The organism is Brasilonema bromeliae SPC951, from assembly GCF_012912135.1.
Taxonomy (GTDB): domain Bacteria; phylum Cyanobacteriota; class Cyanobacteriia; order Cyanobacteriales; family Nostocaceae; genus Brasilonema; species Brasilonema bromeliae.
Genome location: NZ_QMEB01000125.1, coordinates 1 through 17033 on the forward strand (window position 1 = coordinate 1; position 17033 = coordinate 17033).

At 42.3% G+C, this 17033-nt stretch carries 12 protein-coding genes; 7 read left to right on the forward strand and 5 right to left on the reverse strand.

What is annotated here, in order from left to right:
- Positions 1–159: 159 nt before the first annotated feature.
- Positions 160–1131 carry a sodium-dependent bicarbonate transport family permease gene (locus DP116_RS16360; protein ID WP_169156200.1) on the reverse strand — a complete coding sequence of 324 codons (972 nt, stop codon included), beginning with the start codon at positions 1129–1131 and terminating at the stop codon, positions 160–162.
- 797 nt (positions 1132–1928) lie between these two features.
- Positions 1929–3359 carry an LCP family glycopolymer transferase gene (locus DP116_RS16365; RefSeq protein ID WP_169156190.1) on the reverse strand — a complete coding sequence of 477 codons (1431 nt, stop codon included), beginning with the start codon at positions 3357–3359 and terminating at the stop codon, positions 1929–1931.
- Positions 3360–3654: 295 nt separating this feature from the next.
- Here DP116_RS16365 and DP116_RS16370 point away from each other — a divergent pair, with 295 nt between their 5' ends.
- Positions 3655–4719, forward strand: a complete 1065-nt coding sequence (locus tag DP116_RS16370; protein WP_169156191.1) for a mannose-1-phosphate guanylyltransferase — start codon at positions 3655–3657, stop codon at positions 4717–4719.
- Positions 4720–5332: 613 nt separating this feature from the next.
- Positions 5333–6979, forward strand: coding sequence for an ABC1 kinase family protein (locus DP116_RS16375; RefSeq protein ID WP_169156192.1), 1647 nt, complete (start codon positions 5333–5335; stop codon positions 6977–6979).
- A gap of 178 nt (positions 6980–7157) precedes the next feature.
- Here DP116_RS16375 and fghA read toward each other — a convergent pair whose 3' ends face one another.
- Positions 7158–8012: an S-formylglutathione hydrolase gene (gene fghA, locus DP116_RS16380; RefSeq protein ID WP_169156193.1), complete on the reverse strand. Its 855-nt coding sequence runs from the start codon at positions 8010–8012 to the stop codon at positions 7158–7160.
- A gap of 204 nt (positions 8013–8216) precedes the next feature.
- Here fghA and DP116_RS16385 point away from each other — a divergent pair, with 204 nt between their 5' ends.
- Positions 8217–8996: a pentapeptide repeat-containing protein gene (locus tag DP116_RS16385; protein ID WP_169156194.1), complete on the forward strand. Its 780-nt coding sequence runs from the start codon at positions 8217–8219 to the stop codon at positions 8994–8996.
- A 309-nt stretch (positions 8997–9305) separates the two neighbouring features.
- Here DP116_RS16385 and DP116_RS16390 read toward each other — a convergent pair whose 3' ends face one another.
- Together DP116_RS16390 and DP116_RS16400 are read right to left on the reverse strand one after the other, a co-directional pair.
- Positions 9306–10322, reverse strand: a complete 1017-nt coding sequence (locus DP116_RS16390) for a PDDEXK nuclease domain-containing protein (protein WP_169156195.1) — start codon at positions 10320–10322, stop codon at positions 9306–9308.
- Between the two features lie 277 nt (positions 10323–10599).
- Positions 10600–11712, reverse strand: a complete 1113-nt coding sequence (locus tag DP116_RS16400) for an S-(hydroxymethyl)glutathione dehydrogenase/class III alcohol dehydrogenase (protein ID WP_169156196.1) — start codon at positions 11710–11712, stop codon at positions 10600–10602.
- Between the two features lie 517 nt (positions 11713–12229).
- Between DP116_RS16400 and DP116_RS16405 the strand changes: the two genes are divergently transcribed.
- The 4 genes from DP116_RS16405 to DP116_RS16420 form a co-directional block, all read left to right on the forward strand.
- On the forward strand, positions 12230–13513 hold the full coding sequence (locus DP116_RS16405) for a valine--pyruvate transaminase (RefSeq protein ID WP_169156197.1): 1284 nt from the start codon (positions 12230–12232) through the stop codon (positions 13511–13513).
- 5 nt (positions 13514–13518) lie between these two features.
- Positions 13519–14187 carry a ribosome maturation factor RimM gene (gene rimM, locus DP116_RS16410; protein ID WP_169156198.1) on the forward strand — a complete coding sequence of 223 codons (669 nt, stop codon included), beginning with the start codon at positions 13519–13521 and terminating at the stop codon, positions 14185–14187.
- Positions 14188–14461: 274 nt separating this feature from the next.
- Positions 14462–14905 carry a hypothetical protein gene (locus DP116_RS16415; RefSeq protein ID WP_169156199.1) on the forward strand — a complete coding sequence of 148 codons (444 nt, stop codon included), beginning with the start codon at positions 14462–14464 and terminating at the stop codon, positions 14903–14905.
- A gap of 111 nt (positions 14906–15016) precedes the next feature.
- Positions 15017–17033, forward strand: a 2017-nt coding sequence (locus DP116_RS16420; protein ID WP_211173309.1) for a tetratricopeptide repeat protein, incomplete at its 3' end; no start/stop codon positions are given.

Sequence of the window (17033 nt, forward strand, 5' to 3'; positions counted from 1 at the left end):
ATTATGCCAAAACAGGGAAATGAATGATCTCTTAAGCCAATTCCGAACCCGTTTTATGGTGACGTGTACTAAGAACGTTCCCCTACACCCCGTACGGGCGCAAGGCCGCAGCGCCCCTACACACCCTTACACCCCTAGTTTTTGACTGCTTCGACTCTGCTAGATTTTCATAGCTTTTATGATATTCATATATAGAGGAATTCCTACAATAATGTTGAACGGAAAGGTGAGTGCTAAAGCCATAGAAATATACAAGCTAGGATTAGCTTCAGGAACTGTCATTCTCATAGCTGCAGGAACTGCTATGTAAGAAGCGCTAGCACAAAGAACAGCAAATAAAAGGGCATTACCTTGTGGTATGCCAATGAGTTTAGCAATGATGATCCCCAAAATTGCGTTGCCAACAGGCATAAATACAGAAAAAATTATTAGAAAAGAACCTGTTTTTCTTATATCTAGTATTCTTTTAGCAGCTACCATTCCCATATCTAGTAGAAAAAATGCTAGAACTCCGTAGAAGATGCTTTGAGTAAATGGTTGTAGTTTTTCCCATCCTTTCTGTCCTGTTAAAATGCCAACGATCAGACTCCCAACTAAGAGAAATACAGAACCATTTAGAAAAGCCTCTCGCAAAACTTCACTCCAAGAAAATTCACCCCCTTCTTTCTTTTGACCAAATGCTCTTACTAAAACAATACCCACAATAATTGCTGGAGATTCCATCAGTGCCAAAGCAGCGACCATGTATCCATCAGAGGTAATATCAAGCACTTTTAGAAAGGACTGTGCAGTAATAAAGGTGACGGCACTGATGGATCCATAAGTTGCAGCAATAGCCGCAGCATTATACGCATCAAGTTTTGTTTTTAAAATAAAAAAGGAGTAGATAGGAACCACACAAGCCATGATGATAGCTGCTATCAATGTCAACGCTACTTGTGGATTAATTCCGCTCTCATCAAGTTCATATCCTCCCTTAAACCCAATTGCAAAGAGCAAGTAAAGAGAAAACAGTTTTGGTAAAGGTTGGGGAATTTCTAAATCGGATTTTAGAAAAATTGCCAGCATTCCTACAAAGAAAAAGAGCACTGGCGGATTTAATATGTTCGATAAGATAAGGCTGGAATTCATTTCTACTAACCCTGATTTTTTTGAAGAGAAGTGGGAACGACAATAGGCATCAGGCAATTTACTTAAGTCACTGTCAGCAATGAGCAACTCTTCAGTGAATATATTTCAAGGCTATGAATATGGTATGAACATTGTGTGTCAATGTTATGACATTAACTTTTATAAAGGCAGTGCACTAAGCTACGATCCTTGATAAATAAAGATAAAATAATTTTTATATACTCTTAATTGGTTTTAGAAGATTTTGATAATTTTAACTTGATGTTTGCCAACTGCAAGGATGTTGTTCAAAGAACAGGGAGCAGGGGAACGCTTAACTCTTAACGCTTAACATAAACTGTACCTAGCTGAGCAAAAATCAAATAGGAATTCTATATATTTTCTTTATAAAAAGACAGTCAAAATATGGTAAAATTTCGCTTTTTTTATAATTATGAAACACTTGCCCATCAATTAACCATAAGCTGGACTAGCGTAAAGCAGCACCCATAACCAGGCAAGAAGCCAAACGACAATGAATCCCAAGATACGAAGTAGGATTTGTTTCATCTTTCTTTGCGCGAGATACTCTAAGCGATTGCCCAAAGCGCAGACGCAATCATGCGTATCGCCAAGCGTTTGTAGGCAAGGGTGTGCTGTGTCAAGCTTGACCCTTCGTTCACGAAGTGTGCGCTGAGTCCGTCGGACACGCTACGCGTTAGCCCAAGCCGCGTCGCGTGCCCCTGTTTCCTACGCGCATTGGGGTAATCGCTTGACAATCTCTGTTGTTCACAGCATGCTTCGCTGTTGAGTGATGACTACTTCCAATCCTTGCCAATCCGGATTGTGATATCAGATTCTAGATCGCCAGTCGCTGACACTTCAATCTGACCGAAACCTAAGATTTTTTGTAGTTGTTCTCCTGCTTGTCGGTTACCTTTTTGGACAATAATCTTAGTTTCGCTTCGGTTATCAGACCAATCTGGTATAGCGTAAAGTTTGGTAAATCCCTGCTGTTTAAGATTATTGATAACTTTTTGAGTTAGTTGAGGTTTTCTAGATGCATTCTGAATAGCAATTTTCAGGCTAGTGGGCGGTTTGACACTTGAGGACATACCCCCTATTGTCACCCCAGCGTAATCCTGTAGCAAGTCAACTCGCCCAGTCAGATCCAACCAATAGCTATTGGGATCTTGGCTGAGACGGCTGAAAATTCCAGGTAATATGGTCATCTGGTAATTATCTCGCTGTATGTTCAAGGCAAAGTTCACTATTGCCATCATTTCTTCCAGCTTAAGGTTAGTGTCGAAATGCCTTCCCATAACGCGGATAATCTGAGGCAATTTGGGTAAAACAGTGGGAGTGTTTAGGCGATCGCGCAACCCCACCAAGAGTGCTTGTTGTCGCTGTACTCTTTCCAAATCGCCCATTGCTGGTTCGCGAAACCGCACAAACTGTTCTGCTTGTTCACCATTCAATGTTTGCCAGCCGTTGACTAAGTTAATCGAAAATCCTGTTCCAGGATCTTTGTTAACCATTGGTTTCGGAACAAAAACCTCTACTCCACCCAACTGATCCACTAGGCGTCGTAAGCCACTGGTAGAAATACGAATGTAGCGATCAATAGGTGCATTACTGAGAGTACGGCTGACAACTCGTGCTGCTAAAACTTTACCTCCTTTAGCGTTGGCTTCAGATACCTTAGTTAATCCTTTTTCTGGAATAGCTGTCATGGTATCTTTGGGGATAGAAAGTACCCGAATTGTTTTGTTGCTTGGGTTGAGTCGTATCAGCAGTATCGTATCGCTATGACCTGCAAAACTTTCTGGAGAACCATCTACACTTCCCAAAACTGGCTCAATACCCATGACCAAGATATTCATGGGTCGAGTCAGACGGTATTGTGAAATGTTACTCCACAACTCCCCTGGTAGAGGTGTTTTTTGATCTTTGCCACTCAGTCCTACTTCTTCATCTGTTCGATCTATGTCACTCCAGAGTGGAGTCCAAAGTGCCAAACTCGATACCAGCAACCCTGACAAGGTCATTCCTACAACAATTGTCAGTACCCAAAAAAGCCATCGAGGCATGGCTAACCCTAGCCGATGATAAAGCTGGCTGGGAACAGACCCCGAAGATACGAAGTTACGAGAAATATTTTTTTGCTTTGTGAGTGTTACCCCGTTTGGGGATTGTTGTAACTTACTTGATGTGCTCTGGTGTTTTTGACTTGCTACTTGCTTGACCACAATACTCTCCCCACTCATCACACTCCCTAAACGTAATGTTAATGCAACTTATAAATCTTGCCTGCTGGTGAACTACCTTACTCGAAGTTTGAGTAAGAGTGTAAATTTTTCATCTTACCTCATCCTAGTTATCGTACTGGAAGTCCCCCTGAATCCCTGTATACCTTTACTCTTCGCTTTTTTTTGGTGTATGTCTGTGTTATATCCTCTAATTTTGTCCAAGTATCTTTATACTTCATTACTTTTATTTGTCACAGTACACTTGTAGTGTTCTTTAGTAAGTTACTCTGACCCAATGACTAGAGCTTTGTTCCCTGTAATCCTTGCTGGTGGAAAAGGTGAGCGTTTTTGGCCCCTGAGTCGTCAAAATCGACCTAAGCAATTTTTGAATCTTGATGGTACTGACAGAAGTCTCCTACAAGCAACTGCCGACCGACTATTGACACTTGCAGGCGGTTGGGATAACCTGTGGGTTATTACTTCTGGTCAGATAGCTCAAGGAGTTAGAGAACAACTACCATTACTGCCATCAGATAACCTACTTGTTGAATTGCAGGGAAGGGATACTGCAGCTGCAGTTGCTTGGACAAGTTTGGAAATTCAAAGGCGTTATGGAGACGACGCTATTATCGGTTTTTTCCCAGCTGACCATTGGATAGCCGAGCAAAAAGCATTTGTGTGTACAATAGATGCAGCTAGAGAGCTTGCGGCTACCCAAGCAGCGATTGTCACATTGGGGATTAAGCCTACGTTTCCATCAACTGGTTACGGCTATATTGAACAAGGGGAAAAGATTGGTAGCTTTAATGAGTTGCCAGCTTATCACGTCAACCGCTTTACTGAAAAGCCTGACCGTCAAACGGCTGAAGACTTCCTATCTACAGGACGTTTTAGCTGGAATAGCGGTATGTTTGTTTTTCGAGCAGGTGTTGTTCTCAAGGAACTGCACAGACACGCTCCAGAAATTATCGAACCGATAGAAAAATACGGTCCTGATATCTACCAAGATCTCCCTAAGAAAAGTATAGACTATGCCTTGATGGAAAAGACAGATATCGCTTATGTCTTACCTGCAGAATTTGGCTGGGATGATTTGGGAGATTGGAATGCGATCGAGCGTTTAATGAAAAAAGAAGGCATTCCCAATGTTGAATTTGCGACTCATGTCGGACTGGACACACAGGGTTCTATAGTCTATTCCACAAATGAGGAGGATGTCATTGTTACCATTGGGTTAGAGGATGTCGTGATTGTGCGCGATCGCAACGTTACCCTCATTGTCAAAAAAGACCGTACCCAGGAAATTAAGCAAGTCCTCAAAACCCTACAAGCTGATCCCCGATTTACGAACTTGCTTTAAAACTTAAAACTCTTGGCAGAGGCACGCTAGGTGTATCAACCAGTATAACTTTTCTGTCTGTTATTTCATTTGAACAATTATGGAAATCAGTAGTTGTGAACCTCTAGCCAAGAGCATGGCAATAAACTGCATTATTGCTTATCAAAAGCCTTTTTCTGTGTCCCAAAAATTTTTATTTCCCCATCGTTTCATCAACGATGGGGATTTCTCCTTAAATAACTTGACATTCCCACAGCCCGAAGGAGTAGGATTCTTGGACTCAGATTGCCCCTTTCAGTTGCCCTACTTAAGGTCTAACATTCTGATGTGCCTAGTCTTACAACTAGCTTCTCAAGCGTTAGTTTCCATGTGCCCCATGGTACTGAGTACGATGATATCACAGCAGGTCTTGGGGCGGCAGATTTCTATACACCCCCTTGAACGGATGAACTTTCTCTACAATATTTTGTAAGATTACCTTTACAAATACTTAACGATTGCGCGACATCAAGCAAAATCCCCAAAACTAAAAGCAATATCAACGGCTTGGTGCTCATCATCATGTCCTGCGGCTTACTTCTCGTTCCTCGTCTATTCCTCTTTCTGTTGCATCCTTCTGCTTTTTTATAAAACCATGTTCCTCACCCAAACTGTTCCTCGTCAAAGAGAAATCATTGAAGTCCTACTTCGTAATGGTTGGGACTATATGCGACGAGTCCTCACTGGAGGAAAAGCTGATGAACCCCAGCTACCCACACCTGCTGTTTTAAAGAACATTCTAGTAGACTTAGGACCAGTCTACATCAAGCTCGGTCAGTTAATGTCTACCCGTCCAGACTTGCTGAGCGCAGCATACATAGAGGAATTATCAACACTACAAGATGAAGTACCACCAGTTCCCTGGGCAGATGTAGAAGTCCTGATTCGCAAACAGCTCAAACGTCCTTTAGAAGAAACCTTCACCACAATTAATGCTATCCCAGTAGCAGCAGGCTCAATTGCCCAGACACATAAAGCTACACTTGTAGATGGTCGGGAAGTCGCTCTCAAGGTACAACGTCCAGGAATAGATATCACTGTTCCCCAGGATATCGCCTTAATTCAAGGTATTGCCGATTTAGTGGCTCGTACCGAATTTGGTCAGACTTATGAAATCAAAGCGATCGCCGAAGAATTTACCAAAGCCCTAGAAGCAGAATTAGATTTTATACGGGAAGCAAGCTTCACCGACCAGTTACGACGCAATTTATCCGAGAGTCGCTGGTTTGATCCCACACAATTAGTCGTTGCCGAAATTTTCTGGGATTTAACCACACCAAAATTACTCGTGATGGAGTGGCTGAACGGAGTTCCCCTGCTATCGGCAAATCTTGAGAGTGAAGAAAACGGCAAAGATCCAGCGCAAGAACGTAAAGAAATTACCACACTACTGTTTCGAGCTTTCTTCCAGCAACTGTATATTGATGGTTTCTTTCACGCTGATCCCCATCCTGGAAACTTATTTTATCTTAAAGATGGTCGCGTTGCCCTTTTAGATTGTGGCATGGTGGGACGGCTTGACCCCCGCACGCAAAGCATATTAATAGAAATGTTGTTGGCAATTGTCGATTTGGATGCGAGGCGGTGTGCTCAACTAACTTTGCAGCTGGCGGAGTCTACACAGCCAGTGATTATGGTTAAACTGGAAAATGATTATGACCGAATGCTGCGAAAGTATTACAACTTGAGCGTATCGCAAATTAATTTCAGTCAAATCATCTACGAACTTTTGCAAGTCGCTCGTAACAACAAAATTCGCTTGCCCAGTAACATGGGTTTATATGCTAAAACCCTGGCTAACTTAGAGGGGGTGGCGCGAGGATTTAACCCAGAGTTGAACTTTCTCGATGAAATTCAGCCATTGCTGACAGATGTGTTTCGTCAACAGTTGTTTGGTGACAGTCCCGTGCGATCGCTCCTTAGAACAGCTTTGGATGTCAAAAGTCTCTCTTTACAATCTCCTCGACTCCTAGAGTTTCTGCTAGAGCGAATTACCTCGGAAAGTTTACAGTGGAATATCTCACTGCGTGGTTTAGATAGCTTACGCCGAACAACAGATGATGCTGCAAATCGTCTTTCTTTTAGCATCCTAGTGGGTTCACTGATTATGGGTGCAGCAATTATCTCTAGCAACGCACGGACATCTCAGTTGTTATTTTTGAGCAATGTATTATTTGCCACTGCTAGTTTATTGGGGTTGTGGTTAATTATCAGTATTTTGCGCTCAGGACGGCTGCGTTAAAATCTATACGTCACGGCTACGCCTAGACATGATGTAGGTTGGGTAGGGTTGTACTATTCCTTTCCCGCCAAAAGATTACCGATTTTAAAACCGCACGAGGCAAGAGAGAACGCAGAGAAAATACGTTTTCCTGTTAGAGGTAATTTTACAGTGGGAAGGGAGTAAGTTGTCCTAGTTTTTAAAAACTTTTAATTCCTAATGAAAGCGCATGATGACGGATATGATCCTCAATAAAACTAGCTATGAAATAATAACTGTGGTCATAACCTTCTTGATAACGTAAGTTTAGCGGCTGGTTAACTGCTGCACAAGCTTGCTCAAACACCTCAGGTAGCAACTGCTGACTGAGAAATTTATCAGCTGTACCTTGGTCGATAAGAATAGTACTATGGTATCGTGTTTGCCTGACCAATTCACTAGCATCGTAGGCACGCCAACTTTCCTTATCTTCACCAAGGTAGCGGCTAAACGCCTTTTCACCCCAAGGACAGTGCATTGGTGCAGCGATGGGTGCGAAAGCTGAGACTGATTTATATTGCTGGGGGTTTCTGAAAGCGCAAACAAGCGCACCATGTCCCCCCATTGAATGACCGAAAATGCCTTGTTTCTCTGGTTGTACAGGAAAATGTTCGGCAATCAAAGCAGGCAATTCTTGCACAACATAACTATACATTCGGTAGTGAGATGCCCAAGGTTCAACAGTTGCATCCACATAAAAGCCAGCACCTGTTCCAAAGTCCCAGTCGTCATCCTCACCAGGAATACCAGTGTTGCGGGGACTAGTATCTGGTGCAACTAGCATTAAACCGTATTTTGCCGCATACTGCTGTGCACCAGCTTTAATCATAAAGTTTTCTTCTGTGCAAGCCAAACCGGAAAGGAAATAAAGAACTGGTACTGGTTTTTGGGTGGCTTGCGGTGGTTGGTAGACAGCAAAGCGCATTTCTCCGTTACAGGTAGAGGAGGGATGATTGTAGAAGCCGAGTTTACCACCGAAGGATTTATATTCTGAAATGAGGTTGGGGTTAGTCATGAGTGTTTGGTTAGTGTTCAAATCTCGATAAATTCTAACCCCAAGGGTTCCTAATAGCAGAAATAAAACAATGTCTTAGCGATTTGCCTGAAAGTCTGATTGTACGTAAGTATTTGAAGAAATAGATTAGCGAAAACCACCATTAAGTGATAAACTCTTGTTTAATTTAATGCGTGTGTCATTTAAGACAGGGAGCGAGGGTTGATGCGTGCACTGCAAAAGACTTCTTGGTATGCTTCATTTTTAAAATTTTTACTGAAAAAGTTATCCTTCTCCCCTAGTACTAGAAAAAGCTGGTTTCAAATATTAGTAACGCTGTTAATAACCATTTTCATTGTTGGCGGAATAGCTTGGTTAGAAAATGAGCAGAAAAATGATAAAAAGTGTGAACATAAATTGGATTTTCCCACAATTCTTTGTTTTATCTCAGATTCTAAATTATTAAACCAAGTTCAAAATATTAGTGTTATTTCCGCAGCTATTTTATTTTTCTGTGACACTTTCGACAGAAAAAAACAATTAGAACGTCAAGCTTGGCAATTAATTGATGGTGCCCAAGGTTCAGAAACAAGTGGTGCAAGAAGACAAGCAATTGAGGAATTATATAAGGAAGGCGCTGATATCACAGGTCTTGATGCAGATGGCGCAGACTTAAGAGGAATAAACTTAAGTGGCGCTAATTTAGAAAGAGCAAGTTTTAAAAATGCAATCTTAGAAGAAGCTAATTTTGAAGGAGCAAATCTTACGGAAGCCAATTTTGAGGGCGCAAATCTCAAGGGTGCAAACTTTAAAAAAGCTATGCTTTTGCATGCTGATTTCACTAGAGCAGATTTAACAGCTTATGATCAGAAGAAGACTGATTTACGTGATGCAGACCTCGGACGTACAATATTTAATCGAGCTAAAGTTAGCGAAGCTATTTTCGGTGTGATTGACTCCGAGCCTCATTTAGGTAATAAAACTAACTTAAGTGGAGCAATATAATGCTTAGACTTAACAAGAATGAGTATTTGTAAGCTCAAGACCACTGAAAAGTCTTGTAGTTGGTTGTTTTTAACTTCGTGTACTTGTTATTCAGTTAAGTAGATAAACATAATTAATTACACAATGTCATTGCGAATGGAGCGAAGCGAAATGAAGCAATCGCGAGGGCTGGGATTGCTTCGCTTCGCTCGCAATGACTGTAAATATTTTTGTTCATCTACTTATCAGTAAAGAGCGCATCGCGCGCTTGGAGGAAACACCAGACCAATTGGTCGTTTGTCGTCAGACGTGCCGTAGGCATAGGCGTTGTTAATACCCTTCTAACAATTTTGCGACCTGTTCCGGTGCAGGAAGCTTATCCTGTAACTCTTGTGGTAACGTTGAAACTATCCGATAAGTCGCCACGCCAATAGGCTTATTCGACTCCCTCAACGCATATTCCACAATAGTTTTATCTTTCAACTTACAGAGAATAATACCCACCGAAGGATTTTCATCTTCTAACCTGACTTTGTCATCTAACGCCGCCAAATAAAACTGCATTTTACCCACATATTCCGGCAAAAATTCACCGATTTTCAACTCAATAGCCACCAAACACTTCAAGCGGCGATGAAATAATAATAAATCAATAAAATATTCTTTATCACTAATTTCTAAACGGTACTGACTACCGATAAATGTAAACATTCCGCCCATTTCTTGTATAAATGGTTCTACCTTCGCCAAAATTGCTTGTTCTAACTGACGTTCACTATGTTCATCTGCTAGTTCTAAAAAGTCAAATGTATACTCATCTTTAACAGCTAAAAGAGCCTGTTGACGAATATTCTTTGGAACAGTTTGGTCAAAATTAGTTTGATTGAGTAAAGTTTTCTCATAACTTTGATTTTCAATCTGGTTAATTAAAACATTTTTCGTCCAGCCAAACTTCCGCGTCATGCGGATATAAAATTCTCGTTCTAAGTCGTCTTTACACTTCTCCATAATTACCAAATTATGAGTCCAGCCAATTTCTGCAACCATTGGTTGCAGTTTTTCGTTCTGGCTGTAGGTAAGATAGAAGTTTCGCATATTCCAGATATTACGAGCCGAAAATCCGCTAATACCTGGAAACTCAGCTTGTAAATCTTTAGCCAGTTGTTCTACAACTGATTTTCCCCAGGTTTCCTCCTGTTGACGACTAACAATTAACCGTCCAATATCCCAGTAGAGAGCAATTAATTCTTTGTTAACCGCCTTCAATGCTTCATACTGTGCTGCACGAATACGCTGTTTAACAGCAATTAGCAATTCACCATAATGACCTGCATTGAGTTCACTCATAGGGAATTTTTGAGAAATGAATTACAATTTTGGGATTGAAGTAGCCAACGCAAAAATCTGCCCGATACGACATCTTCAGCGTCTTTTGCAAAATCGGTAGCAGTTGCAAATCTATGTTGTCAAAGATGCGTGGCATAATTTGATAGTATACAAATCTCAACAGGCAGAGCCTCATGGAATGCATTCCCAGCCAGAGACTGGGAACGAGGGAACGAGGGAAGAGGCTGGGAACGAGAAAAATGAGGGAAACGAGGAAAACTCCTGTGCAGTTCCTTAACTAATCAAACGTCACCACACTCCGAATTGACTCACCCTTGTGCATCAATTCAAAAGCGTCATTTATCTGCTCAATTGGCATCACATGGGTAATCAAATCATCAATATTTATCTTCCCCTGCATATACCAATCAACAATTTTTGGTACATCAGTTCGTCCTCTTGCACCACCGAACGCTGAACCTTTCCAAATGCGTCCAGTCACCAGCTGAAAAGGACGGGTGCGAATTTCCTCGCCAGCACCAGCAACGCCAATAATCACGCTGACTCCCCAACCTTTGTGACAACATTCCAAGGCTTGGCGCATGACATTCACATTACCAATGCATTCAAAACTGTAATCTGCACCGCCTTTAGTTAAATCAACCAAGTAAGCAACTAAATCTCCTTCAACTTCCTTGGGGTTGACGAAGTGAGTCATGCCAAATTTTTCTGCTAAAGCTTTTTTGCTGGGATTGATATCTACCCCCACAATCATATTTGCTCCCACCATCCGCGCCCCTTGGATGACATTCAACCCAATACCACCCAAACCGAAAACCACTACATTTGCTCCTGGTTCCACTTTTGCTGTATTGATGACTGCACCAACTCCTGTTGTCACGCCGCAGCCAATGTAACAAACTTTATCGAATGGCGCATCCTCGCGAATTTTTGCCACGGCGATTTCCGGCAGCACTGTATAGTTAGAAAAAGTGGATGTCCCCATGTAGTGATGAATCATCTGCTTATCTATGGAGAACCGACTGGTACCATTAGGCATGACACCCCGCCCTTGAGTCGCGCGAATTGCTTGACAGAGATTGGTTTTGAAACTCAGACAATATTCACACTGACGGCATTCTGGAGTATATAAGGGAATAACATGATCCCCCGGCTTGACGCTGGTAACTCCTTCGCCCACCTCTACAACAATACCCGCGCCTTCATGTCCTAAAATTGCTGGGAATAAACCTTCAGGATCCGTACCAGAAAGAGTATAAGCATCGGTGTGACAAACTCCGCTAGCTTTAATCTCGACCATCACTTCCCCAGCTGATGGTCCTTCTAGTTGAACTGTTTCAATACTTAACGGCTTACCAGACTCGTAAGCCACTGCTGCTTTTACTTTCAAGGTCAGTTCTCCTCATCAGGAATTCAAAAGATGCCCTACAGGGACGCTACAGGTTAGTTTAATGTAACTCTCCATAATCTGTGATTTTGTGAGGGAGAATGTCAAGTTTTTTGCTATAATGTTAATGGTTTGCTTCACCCACATTGGTGTCTGATAAGCCTCTGCTCAATGGCACTGCGATCATTGATAAGCGTCTCCGTTGCACAGCATGGAAGTAAGTCGGCACATCTTGATTAATACAAATTACCTATCGGTTTGTCCCATAGCGCGAATATGCCAGTATCTCATCCAGGACAGTAAAATTTGTAGGGTACAAGGTAAGAAATTCATTGTCTCCGGTGGGGCATCACGGAGACGTAAAGCCAAAGCTCAGGAAATGTCCGACGGGATACCGGGAGTCACTGAGAAGCCTACACTGTACAGCTTGCTCTCAGTGTAGGACATGTCACTTACATTGGATATAAGCGATAGCAGCTTTTTTTTCCACCATTAGATTACGTTTATTTTTTCATCGCCTATGAACCCTGCCCTGACTCAATTCGGCGTCCATATGTCCAACCTGACTGGCGTTAGAGCCATTATGAAGGACATTATTGAAACTTTACGAGCTAATGCGGGGCAGCAATTGATAAATTTGAGTGCTGGTAATCCGTTGATTTTGCCTGAGGTAGAACAGTTATGGCGCGATTGCACTGCACAATTGCTAGCTAGCCCAGAATATGGTGAAGTCGTTTGTCGCTATGGATCAAGTCAGGGTTATGCACCACTAGTTGAAGCAATTGTTGGGGATTTTAATCGGCGATATGGATTGGATTTGACTGAACGCAATATCCTTGTCACCCCTGGAAGTCAAAGTCTCTACTTTTACGCTGCTAATGCTTTTGGGGGATACACCACCAGCGGTGAACTCAAGCAAATCGTTCTGCCCCTCAGCCCGGATTATACAGGATACGGTGGTGTTTGCCTAGTTCCAGAAGCTTTAATTGCTTACAAACCTGCATTGGATATTGACGCAGCAGCCCATAAGTTTAAATATCGCCCTGACTTTAGCAAAGTATCGATTACAGAGAAAACTGGTTGCGTTATCTTTTCTCGCCCCTGCAATCCCACTGGTAATGTCCTTACGGATGATGAGGTGAAGAAAATTGCCGCCCTTGCTGCGCCTTACGATCTACCTGTGTTCGTTGACTCGGCTTATGCTCCCCCATTCCCAGCGATGAACTTTACCCAAATGACACCAATCTTTGGTAAGAATATTATCCACTGCATGAGTTTATCCAAAGCTGGATTACCAGGAGAACGGATTGGGATTGCTATTGGGGATGAAGGAGTGATTCAAGTTCTAGAGTCTTTCCAAACAAATGCCTGTCTCCACGCTTCACGCTACGGACAAGCAATCGCAGCGCGTGCGATTAACTCTGGTGCGCTGGCAGAAATTTCTGTACAGGTTATCCGCCCATTTTATCAGAATAAGTTTACAGTTTTGGAAAGCACGTTAAACGAAGCGATGCCTAAGGATTTACCTTGGTTCCTCCATCGCGGTGAGGGGGCAATTTTTGCTTGGTTGTGGTTGCAGGACTTGCCAATAACTGACTGGGAGTTATACCAGGAACTCAAGCGGGTAGGTGTCATAGTTGTCCCTGGTAGTACTTTCTTCCCTGGCTTAGAGGAAGAGTGGGAACACAAACAGCAGTGTGTCCGTATTAGCCTTACTGGAAGTGATGAGGAAATCGCTACGGGTATGCAGCGTTTGGCAAAAGTGGTACAACAGGTTTATCAACGTACGGCTGTTAGTGCTTAGTTAGTATGACGAACCGCCAAGACGCCAAGGACGCAGAGAGGAAGATGAGGAATAAGGGAAGCAGGGGAGGAGGGAAAGAAATAATTTCCTCATCCCCCACTCCTGTACCAGAAGGCTGGCTGGAAATTGGCACAATTGTGGCACCTCAAGGGTTGGATGGACAGATGCGGGTTTATCCTGATACGGATTTCCCAGAACGCTTTGAGGTGCCGGGAACACGTTGGTTGTTGCGTCCTCATGGAACGGAACCACAAGCCGTAGAATTACTGTCTGGGCGTTATGTTCAGGGTAAAAATTTATATATAATTGAGTTGGAGGGGGTGGAAGATCGCGACCAAGTGGAGGAGTTGCGCGGGTGTAAGTTGATGGTTCCAGAGAGCGATCGCCCTCAATTAGGAGAAGATGAATATCACGTTCCAGATTTGATTGGCTTACAAGTTTTCATGCAGGAATCTGGCGAACTTCTTGGTTCAGTGGTGGATATTCTTCCTGCTGGTCATGATTTGTTGGAAGTAGAACTACAGTCTTCAAAGGACGAAGAACAAAAAACAAAGGACAAAAGAAAAAAGACTGTTTTAATTCCGTTTGTCAAAGCTATAGTGCCAGTGGTAGATTTGGAAGCTCGTCGAATTGAAATCACACCACCAGCTGGGTTATTGGAAATTAATACATAAATCGCATCAACCAAAGCGACCACCAATGTATTCTTTAATGGGAGTAGGCTGTCAAAGCGTATTGATTCATCTATCTAGAGACTGAGTTAGTTAAAATTTCAGTCTGCGTTCTTTGTAGCGTGTCGTAGACAAGGCGGACTTTGTTCTTGTAGCCGCGACTTTAGTCGTCAGGCTCAAAATTTATTAGCAATAATGCGGAAAGTCGGAACATTTATCTGTATAAAAAAGTGTAAAACTATATAAAAATCAACCCGCGTCTGAGGGATTTACAGGTATGACTGACCCCGTAACAACCTTAACAGCTTTTGCGATCGCTGAATTTGCCTTCAAAAAGTTTTTCGAGTCCAGTGTGGGTAAGCTGGGGGAAAAGTTCACCCAAACAGCGCTTACCAAGATGGATGAACTGCACCAGAAGATTTGGGATAAGTTACGCAGAAACCCCAAAGCTACAGAAGCATTGCAGGAAGTAGAAAAAGGCTCAAAAGACCATTTGAATAAAGTGGCGTTTTATTTAGAAGATGAAATGAAGGATGATACCGAATTTGCTGCGGAAATTCGAGCCATTGCTCATGAAATCAATATTAACCGGGTTCAAGATAATAGCAGCCAAACTCAGAATATTTACGGTGGTAAGGGTTATCAAACTAAAATGGGTGATAACAATACTAATCAGTTTGGGGATACCCATAACTACTATGGCACTCCGCCACAATCTTGACTGGAGTCGTCCGGAGGGGAACGGACAAAGAGAAATCCCGTTAGTTCTATTATCAACGAATTACCTCGTGAAACCCAGAATTGGCACGGGCGGATAGAGGAACTTGCCCAAATGCAAGAATGGTTGCAAGCGGATAACGTGCGTTTAATTGGCATTACCGGGACTGGTGGTTATGGCAAATCTTCCCTGGTTGCAAAAGTCTTTGCTTCTACACAAAGCTTTGAAAAGCAAGTTTGGGCAACTTTTAGCCAAAATTACCCGTTTGCGGTTTGGGGACGCTGGTTATTGGAAAAGTTAGGCAAAGCAACACCTGAAAAAGAAGCAGATTTATTAACTGCGGTTTGTAATAATTTGCGAACAGGGCGCTATTTGCTGGTATTGGATAACTTAGAAACTCTGCTAGAAGCAAACGGAGAATGGCATGATAAAACTTACTATGACTTCTTGCTGCGGTGGTTGAGTAGCCAGACTGAAAGTGTTATTTTAGTGACTAGCCGCGAACAACCTCAATTACCACCCAATAGCTGGAATTACTGCCGTTGGTTGCCATTGAAAGGACTTTCAACCGATGCTGGGGTAGCACTGCTAGAAGACTTAGATATTCAAGGTACTGATGCAGAAATCAGAGAATTTGTCAAGCAAGCGGATGGACATCCTTTATTAATCAAGCTGGTGGCTGGAGTATTGCACGCTGATGAAGGGGATGTGGTTGATATCAGCGCTTTGAGACAAAATATCTTTGAGATTTTGGGGTTACATCGATACGACTCAGAAGCGAGTATTGGTAAGATTCTTGATGCCAGTATTGCCCGGTTAACGCCAAAGTTACAACAACTATTATTTAATTTAAGCGTATATCGTCCCGCTTTTAATACCACAGCCGCAGCCGCACTTTTACCAGAACAAGAAGTGACACAAGCAGATTTGCGGGGATTGGTTAAACGTTCGCTTTTGCAAGAAAACAAAATAGAAAGCGGTTGGGTATTTGAGTTTCAGCCGTTAATTTTGGCTTATCTGAAACAGCAAGCGGGTGACTTAACCGAAGTACATGAAAGAGCAATTACCTACTATCACTCTATCGCTCAAGAATCTGCATCGACAATAGAAGATATCAGACCACAACTAGAAATTTTTCATCACCACTGCGAACTCAAGCAGTATCAACAAGCTAATGACATTCTTGATTCCTGCAACGAATTTTTGGACTTGCGAGGATATTACACTACCATTATTGAACTATCTAGCCGACTGGAAAAGGAATGGCAACCCAGTAATCAAGATAAAAACAGTGAATTTGCAAATGTTCTCACATATTTGGGCAGTGCTTACGATTCCTTGGGACAAGATAAAATTGCGATTAATTATTATCAGCAGTCACTGGCTATTGCTCTTGAGATAGGCGATCGCACAGGTGAAGGTGGCTCACTATGCAATCTAGGAAGTGCTTACTGTTCCTTGGGACAATACCAACAGGCTATTGATTACTATCAGCAAGCATTGATAGTTTTACGAGAAACTGATCATCATGATTTTCGAGCCAATTCTCTGATTGGTTTGGGCAATGCTTACTGTTCCTTGGGACAGTACCAAAAGGCAATTGATTATCATCAGCAGTCTCTGGCTATTTTTCGTGAGATAGGCGATCGCAATGGTGAAGCTGCTTCTCTAAATAATTTGGGCAATGCTTACAATTTTTTGGGACAATACCAAATTGCGATTGATTACCTTCAGCAGTCACTTGCTATTTCTCTTGAGATAGGCGGTCGCGGTGGTGAAGCTAATTCTCTAAATAATTTGGGCAATGCTTACAATTCGTTGGGACAATACCAAATGGCGATTGATTACTATCAGCAGTCACTTGCTATTTCTCTTGAGATAGGCGATCGCATTGGTGAAGCTGGTTCTCTAAATAATTTAGGCAGTACTTACGATTCCTTGAGACAATACCAAATTGCGATTGATTACCTTCAGCAGTCACTTGCTATTTCTCTTGAGATAGGCGGTCGCGGTGGTGAAGCTAATTCTCTAAATAATTTGGGCAATGCTTACAATTCGTTGGGACAATACCAAATGGCGATTGATTACTATCAGCAGTCACTTGCTATTTCTCTTGAGATAGGCGATCGCA